Below are 6,509 nucleotides of genomic sequence, written 5' to 3' on the forward strand. Positions count from 1 at the left end.
CCGTGTCGTTCCAGTCCGCCAGCACCAACCGACGCTCCACATCACCCAGCACACCCACCCGACCCACCCGCACACACGGATCAGCCGCCACCTGCTCCAACACCCGCACGAGGCGGTCGGCCAACGACCGGGCGGTCGCCTCGTCGAAGAGGTCCGCGGCGTACTGGATGCCGCCGACGAGCCCGGCCGGCGCGCCCTGGTCGTCGCGCCGCTCGCCGAGGGTCACCGACAGGTCGAAGCGTGCCGCCTCCGGGCCGTGCTCCATGGGGTGGACGTCCAGACCGGCCAGCTCCCACTGCGCCGGCGGGGTGTTCTCGATCGTCAGCATGACCTGGAACAGCGGGTGGCGGACGAGGGACCGGTCAGGGCTCAGATCGTCGACGAGCCGTTCGAAGGGCAGGTCCTGGTGGGCGTACGCCGCCAGGTCCGTCTGCTTCACCCGGGCCAGGAGTTCGGTGAAGGTGGGATTGCCGCTGAGGTCGGTGCGCAGCACGAGGGTGTTGACGAAGAATCCGGCAAGGTCGTCGAGTGCCGCGTCGCCCCGGCCCGCCACGGGTGTGCCCAGCGGGATGTCGGTGCCGGCGCCCATACGGGCCAGGAGGACGGACAGTGCGGCCTGCGCGACCATGAACATGGTGGCACCCTGACGCTGGGCGAGCGCGACCAGGAGGGCATGGGAGTGCGGGCGCACGGCGAGGGGGACCCAGCCGCCGCGGAAGGAGCCCCTCGACGGACGGGGCCGGTCCGTCGGCAGCGACAGTTCCTCGGGTGCTCCTTCGAGTGCCTTGCGCCAGTGGTCCAGCTGCGAGCTGATCAGGCTGTCGGGGTCGGTGAGGTCGCCGAGGACCTCACGCTGCCACAGCGCGTAGTCCGCGTACTGGACCGGCAGCGGGGCCCATTCGGGCGCCTGGCCGCGGCAGCGTGCGGCGTAGGCCGCGCCGAGGTCCCTGGCAACCACGCCCATGGACCAACCGTCCACCGCGATGTGGTGAACGACGACGATCAGGACGCTCTCGGTGGGGGACAGCACCAGCAGCCGTGCGCGCCAGGGCAGTTCACGAGCCAGGTCGAAGCCGCGCTCGTTCTCCTCGGCGAGCTCACGTTGCAGGACGGCCTCGGCAACCTGGTGGACGATCAGCTTCGGCCGTCCGGCCGAACCCTCCAGGACCTGCTGGCGCGGGGCGCCGCCGGTCTCGGGGAAGACCGTGCGCAGGGCCTCGTGCCGGTCAGCGACGTCGCCGAGGGCCGCTTCCAGTGCCGCGGTGTCGACTTCTCCGGTCAGCCGGAGCCTGAGCGGCAGGTTGTAGGCGGCACTGGCGCCCTTCTCCTCCAGCCCGTTGAGGAACCACATGCGCTGCTGCCCGTATGAGAGGGGTACGGCCTCGGGGCGCTCGACGGGGACCAGCGCGGGGCGGGGCCGTTCGCCGTCGTGGTCCGCGGCGGTGCCGCTCTCGATCAGCCGGGCCATGCCCTCGACGGTGGGGGTGGAGAAGAGGGCGCGGATCCCGATGCGCGCGTCGAGCACCGCCCTGATCCGGGTGACGAGCCGCATCGCCAGGAGGGAGTCGCCACCCAGCACGAAGAACGACGTTTCGGCCCCGACCCGGTCCACTCCGAGGACCTCGGCGAACAGCCCGCAGAGGACCTCTTCGACGGGGGTGGCCGGACCGCGGCCGCCCGTGGTGCCCGCGTAGTCGGGCATGGGGAGCGCTGCCCGGTCGAGCTTGCCGTTGACGGTCAACGGGAGGGCGTCGAGGACCACCACGGCGGCCGGGACCATATGGTCGGGGAGCCGGTTCGCGACGAACTCGCGCAGCTGCGCGCCGTCGGATGAGTCGGCGTCCGCCGGGACCACGTACGCGACGAGCCGCTTGTCGCCGGGGCGGTCCTCGCGAGCGATCACGACGGCCCGGCCGACCGACGGGTGTGCGTCCAGCACCGCCTCGATCTCGCCCGGCTCCACCCGGAAGCCGCGGACCTTGACCTGCTCGTCGGCGCGTCCGGCGAACACCAGCTGTCCGTCGGAAGTCCACCGGGCCAGGTCGCCGGTCCGGTACATGCGCGCGGCCGGGCCGTCGCCGGCGGGGTACGGGCAGGCGACGAACCGCTCGGCCGTCAGGCCGGGGCGGCCCAGGTAGCCGAGGGCGAGTCCGACGCCGGCGACGTACATCTCGCCGGTCACTCCGGGCGGTACGGGCCGCAGGAACTCGTCCAGGACGTAGACCCGGGTGTTGGTGATCGGGCGGCCGATCGGCACCGCCGCGTCGGCGGGGAAGTCCGTGAGCGGATCGCTCATTGCGGCGCAGACCGTGGTCTCGGTCGGGCCGTAGGCGTTGACGACCCGGCGCTCCGACGACCAGCGGGCCACCAGCGCCGCCGGGGCCGCCTCACCGGCCACGACCAGCGTCCGGACGCAGGCCGGCAGGCTCTCCACGACGCCCAGCACCGAGGGCGGCACAGTCACGACGGAGACTCCGTGCTCCTCGGCCACCTCGCCCAGGTCGCCGAGCGGCGGCAGCTTCTCCGGGGCGGCGAGGATCAGTGCGCCGCCCGACAGCAGGGTCACGCACAGCTCCGACACGGCCGCGTCGAAGCTCAGCGAGGCGAGCTGGAGCACCCGCGAGCCCGGGCCGATACCGAAGCGCTCCGCCTGGGCGGACACCAGGGCGCCCAGGCCGCGGTGCGTCACCAGCACGCCCTTGGGCCGACCCGTGGAACCCGATGTGTAGACGACGTACGCCGTGTCACCGACCGCCGACGACGCCATGCGGTCGGCATCGGAGGGTGCCGCGGCGGACCTGCCGGCCAGCGTCTCGCGGGCCGCCGGGTCGTCGATCACCAGCCGCCCGGCGTCGGCGGCCCCGGGCAGTACGTGCTCGGTCTCTCTCGCGCACACCAGCAGCGCGGGGCGCGCGTCGTCGAGCATGAAGGAGATCCGGACTTCGGGGTACTCCGGGTCGACCAGCACGAATCCCGCACCGGCCTTGGCGGTCCCCAGCAGGACGGAGACGAGTTCGGGCGAGCGGCGCATCACCACACCGACCAGGTCGCCGGGGCCGACCCGGCGCGCGATCAGCTCGTGCGCCACCCGGTTCGCCGCCGCGTCCAGTTCGGCGTACGACCACCTCACGTCCCCGTACACCACCGCGGTCGCGTCCGGTGTGCGTGCCACTTGGGCCTCGAACAGCTCGCCCAGCGTGCCCGTCGGCACCTCCCCGGCGGTGTCGTTCCACGCGGACAGCACCGTTCGGCGCTCCGCGTCGTCCAGTACCTCCAGCCGCCCGACGGCAGTCCCCGGGTCGGCCGCGATCTGCTCAAGGATCCGCCGCAGCCGCTCGACCAGGGCACGGGCAGTGTGCGGGTCGAACAGATCGGGACGGTAGTCGAGTTGCAGCTGCAGTCCGCCGATCGGCGCCGCCACCAGGCTCAACGGATAGTGCGCGGCGTCCTTGCCGGCCATTCCGCTGACCTTCAGGCCCGCGGGCGACGGGGCGCCGGCCGGGTCTGCCGGGTAGTTCTCGTACACCATCAGGGTGTCGAAGGCCGCTCCCGGCCCGGCTATTCGCTGAATCTCGGTCAGCCCCACGTGCTGGTGGGCGAGCAGCCGCGACTGCCTGTCCTGCAGCGCGGACATCAGGGCGATCACCGGCTGGGCCGGGTCCAGGGGCACCCGCACCGGCACCGTGTTGATGAACAGGCCCAGCATGTCCTCCACGCCCGGCAGCTCGGCCGGACGTCCGGCCACGGTCGCGCCGAACACCACGTCGCGGCGGCCCGTCAGCATGCCGAGCAGGATCGCCCAGGCGCCCTGGACGAGGGTGTTGACGGTCAGACCATGGCGGCGGGCCGTCTCCCGCAGTGCGGCAGCCAGTTCCTCACCGGCCCCGATGACCACCTCGCCAGGCATGACCGGTACCGGGTCACGGTCGGCCGGCGCCACCAGCGTCGGCTCGTCCACCCCGGCCAGGGCCTGCCGCCAGGCCTCCCGCGCGGCCTCCTTGTCCTGCCGCGCCAGCCATGCCAGGTAGTCGCGATACGGGGTCACGGCCGGCAGCCCGTCGGCCCTGCCGTCGGCGGCGTAAATCGCCATCCACTCCCGCATCAGCACCGGCATCGACCAGCCGTCCATGACGATGTGATGGAGCGTGATCACCAGCCGATGGTGATCCTCACCGAGTCTCACCAGGGCGAGCCGCATCATCGGCGGCCGCGCCAGATCGAACCGCCGCGCCCGCTCCTCGGCTGCCAGTTGCACGGCCTTCGCCTCCGCCTCCTCCGGGTGCAGGCCGGAGAGATCGGCCTCACGCCAGGGCAGCGCCACCTGGCGGACGACGACCTGCACCGGGGCTCCGGAGGCCCGGCGCTGGAAACCGGCGCGCAGGCTCTCGTGCCGGGCCAGCAGCGCCTCCCACGAGGCGCGCAGGGCGACGGGGTCCACCGGCCCGTGCAAGGTCAGGACGCGCTGACCGATGTAGATGTCGAGGCCCTCGTCGTCGTACAGGGAGTGGAATAACAAGCCCTCCTGCAATGGCGCCAGAGGCCAGACTCCCACGAGCGCGGAGTCGCTCATCGTGATCCCCTTTCGATCTCTTTCGCCATCGATTCGAACTCGTCCAGCTCGTCCTGACTGACGCCCGCAAGGGAGAAGTCGGACGGTGTGTGACCACCGGCGTCGGCGAGAGCGCCGTGGACCGCGATCCCGACGAGCACGGCCTTCCATTCCGCGGCCAGTCCGTCGACGTCCGCCGCGCCCAGCAGGTCTCGCGGCCAGGTGAACGACAGGAGCAGCTCGGTGCCGTCCGGGGTGTCCTGGGCCACCGCCGCGGCCTCCAGGACGTGCGCGGCCGCCATGCGCTCGGAGGCACCGCCGCCCAGGGCGTGCTCCCCGGCCGGCTGCCACTCCCCGGCGCCCGGACCGGTCGCTGCCCCGGCGGTGAACCGGCCCAGGTAGTTGAACCCGATCTGGGGCTGGGGCAGTTCGGCGAGCACGCAGGCGGTCTCCGGATTGAGATGACGCAGCATCCCGAACCCCAGACCGTCGCCCGGAACCTCCCGCAGTTGCTCCTTGATGCGCTTCACCGCCCGGCCGGCGGCCGCACCGCCCGCCAGTACCTCGGCGACGTCCACCGGCCCGGGGTCCAACCGCACCGGATACATGCTGGTGAACCAGCCGACCGTCCGCGAGAGGTCCATGCCCTCGACCAGGGGCTCACGCCCATGGCCCTCGACATCGATCAGTACGTCGTCGCGGGAGCCGCCGCCCCGCCCGCGACGCCATGCGCCCACCGCAAGGGCGAGGGCCGCCAGCAGCACGTCGTCGACACCGGCGTGGAAGGCGGACGGCACCTGTGTCAGCAAGCCGTGGGTGACGTCCGGCGGGACGGCCACCGCCGTCCGCCTCATGGTGGTCGCCAGATCCCGCGCCGGGTCCAGGGCACGAGAACCGACCAACGGGTCCGGGCCGCTCTCGCCGTCGAGGATCCGCTTCCACACCGGAAGCTCGGCGACCCGCTCGGCCGCGACGGCCCGGTCGGCCAGCTCCCGCGCCCAGCGACGGAACGAAACCCCCACCGGGTCCGGAGCCGGCTCCTCGTTCTCCGCGAGGGCCCGGTACGCGGCGGCCAGGTCGGGCAGCAGAATGCGCCAGGACACCCCGTCGACCACCAGGTGATGACCGACGAGCAGGACATGCCCGGCAGTTCGGGGTCCGGCGTCGAACCACACCGCCTGCAGCATCACCCCGGCGTACGGATCCAGCCGCGCCGCCGCCGCCCGCGTCTCATCGCCGATCAGCCGCTCGAGCTCCGGCCCCTCCAGCCCGGCCGCGTCCACGCGCCGCACCCGGTCGGCCACGGGTGCGCTTCCGGCCGGCGGCACATGCAGCCGCCATACGGCGCCGGCCGCGTCCGAGGCCTCCTCGAGACGGGCGCGGAGAATGTCGTGATGGTCCACCAGCACCCCGAGTGCACGGACCAGCCTCTCGAAGTCCAGCTCGGGCTCCCCGCTCACCAGCATCGACTGGAAGAGCCCACCGGCCAGCGCCTCCACGCCCGACTGGTCGATGAGGGCACGCATCGCCGGGGTCAGGGGCACCTCACCGACCGCGACGTCGACGCGCTGGATACCGGTGCTGGTCCCCGTGGCGGAGGCAACCGTGGCGAGGGCGGCGGGGGTTCGCTGCTCGAACACCTGCCGTGCGGTGATCTCCACCCCTGCCCGGCGGGCCCGCGAGACCAGCTGCATCGACATGATCGAGTCACCGCCGAGTTCGAAGAACGAGTCCTCCGCGCCGACCGTCTCCAGCCCGAGAACCTCGGCGAACAGCCCGCACAGCACCTCCTCCATGACCGTCGCAGGAGCACGACCGGCGGTGGCGGCGAAGTCGGGGGCGGGAAGCGCGCTTCGGTCCAGCTTGCCGTTCACCGTCAACGGCATCGCGTCCAGCAGCACCAACGCCGAGGGGACCATGTAGTCCGGCAGCCGGCCGGCAGCGAAGTCCCGGAGCACCG

Annotated in this window: 2 protein-coding genes; both read right to left on the bottom strand. The window is 72.6% G+C overall.

Annotation, left to right across the window (positions count from 1 at the left end):
- Positions 1-4,570: non-ribosomal peptide synthetase (locus tag Q8A52_RS48585; RefSeq protein ID WP_316765109.1), on the bottom strand; the 4,570-nt coding region annotated here is incomplete at its 3' end.
- The coding region (locus tag Q8A52_RS48590; RefSeq protein ID WP_316765110.1) for a condensation domain-containing protein at positions 4,567-6,509 on the bottom strand (1,943 nt) is incomplete at its 5' end. The genes Q8A52_RS48590 and Q8A52_RS48585, both read right to left, overlap by 4 nt.

The organism is Streptomyces herbicida (assembly GCF_032656585.1).
GTDB lineage: Bacteria > Actinomycetota > Actinomycetes > Streptomycetales > Streptomycetaceae > Streptomyces > Streptomyces herbicida.